General features: G+C 56.6%; 3 protein-coding genes. 2 read left to right on the top strand and 1 reads right to left on the bottom strand.

Annotation, left to right across the window (positions count from 1 at the left end; translation table 11 throughout):
• Positions 1-711: excinuclease ABC subunit A (locus FJ146_20010; protein MBM4254258.1), on the bottom strand; the 711-nt coding region annotated here is incomplete at its 3' end.
• A gap of 78 nt (positions 712-789) precedes the next feature.
• On the opposite strand from FJ146_20010, the gene FJ146_20005 reads away from it, so the two are divergent.
• Both FJ146_20005 and FJ146_20000 read left to right on the top strand, forming a co-directional pair.
• Positions 790-1293 (top strand): hypothetical protein, encoded by a 504-nt coding sequence (locus FJ146_20005; protein ID MBM4254257.1) that lies wholly within the window; start codon positions 790-792, stop codon positions 1291-1293.
• Between the two features lie 14 nt (positions 1294-1307).
• Positions 1308-1511, top strand: coding sequence for a hypothetical protein (locus FJ146_20000; protein ID MBM4254256.1), 204 nt, complete (start codon positions 1308-1310; stop codon positions 1509-1511).
• Positions 1512-1545 lie beyond the last annotated feature (34 nt).

The following is a 1545-nucleotide window of genomic DNA, read 5'->3' as shown; positions in this document are numbered from 1 at the left end:
CCCCACCTTGAAACCTAGGGTCAGCGACTCAGTCAAGCGATCATGACTGTCTGCTGTCACCGTGACGCGATCGACCACGACTGCAGCACCTTTCAGGTCAGTAGCCTTAGCGTCGTCGAGCTTGACGACATTGCCGGCAGCCGTCAGCAAGCGACTAAACCCAGCCGCTTCTAGCTGGGCCTTTAGTTCCTTTGCCCCCACCTTACCCCAACGCTCGAGCGTAGCGGCAACCAGCAGCTTCGCGCCCTGACGTGTCGCTACGGTCTCACGACTGATGGCCTGTGGATGGTCCTTTTTCACCGGACCTTGGCACTTATAGCAGGTGATCTCGGCCAGATGAGTAAAAATGACCCGCAGTAAATCGACCGTCTCCGTTGCCGTGCCCACGGTGGACCGACTGGTGCCGGTGGCAGCCATCTGCCGTACCGCGATGGCTGGTGGGAGGTTCTCAACCGTCGTCACAGCGGGCTTAGGCAAAGCCTGGAGGTACTGCCGCGCAAAGCTCGATAAGCTATCGACATAACGTCGGTAGGCCTCGCCATACAGCGTATCAAACACCAGCGAGCTCTTGCCCGACCCTGAGACTCCGGTCACTACGGTGATCTCACCAAGCGGGAACGCCACATCGATGGACTTAAGATTATTGGTAGAGACCCCGGTGAGTCTAATCGCCTCCTGGGCGACCTTGGCGCTGCTGGCTTTGCTGCTCATCTTTGGATCCTCTACCGCATCAGAAAATTCCGGCTATAATGAGTGTCATACCATGTCATGACGTAGGGAGTAAGGTCCTTGCCAACGAAGCTAACGAAGCCAACGAAGTCAACGAATCTGAGCTTGTCTCAAAGCACACGGGTCATCCTTGCGTTCCTTGGTTTTGCCACCTTGATCGCTGCCGGCATGATCGCCGCCTTCGGTCTAGAGATCAGTCCGCTTAGGGGTAAAATCATCAACGCAGGGGGGCGCGATGACGATGAGAGTGGGGGGTTCTTCTACAGGAGTGTGGGTTCGATTGCCGCCAGTATGGCTGCCACCAAGGTGGAGCCTAAACCCACGCCCGAGGCACTCTACACCGTCGAACTAGCCGTCTTCGAGCAAAAAGAAGAAGCTGAAACTTTGGTAGCAGCCCTGCAGGCGCAGGGCAACGATGCCTACTACACGCCACTCAATCACCAAGGACACGTCATCTACCGCGTAAGACGCGGGCTTTTCCCAACCGAGGCCGAAGCCGAGAAGGCCGCACTAGCCATGCGGGGCCAGGGTCAAAAGGGAGCTAGCGTCGTCAGTCTGCAATGATCGGATCAGCCCGGATGCCTCTGGTCGATAAGAGCCAAGACGTTTTTCGCGATATTATCGCAAATGCCATCAAGGGGCAGATGGCTCAAGTTACGGGGCGAAAATGGATTTTGCAGCTCGGCCCCAATCTCATCCAAGCTGAACAGCGGGTACGATGCCAGTGCCATGATGAGCGGCGTGAAGAACTCGACGCGCTCAATCAGCGCGAATGGCAGTAGCGCCAGGAATAAAAACAAAAAGCGTCGGGTTTTG

Source organism: Deltaproteobacteria bacterium, from assembly GCA_016874735.1.
GTDB lineage: Bacteria > Bdellovibrionota_B > Oligoflexia > Oligoflexales > CAIYRB01 > CAIYRB01.
This window is presented reverse-complemented; position numbering and strand designations above follow the sequence as displayed.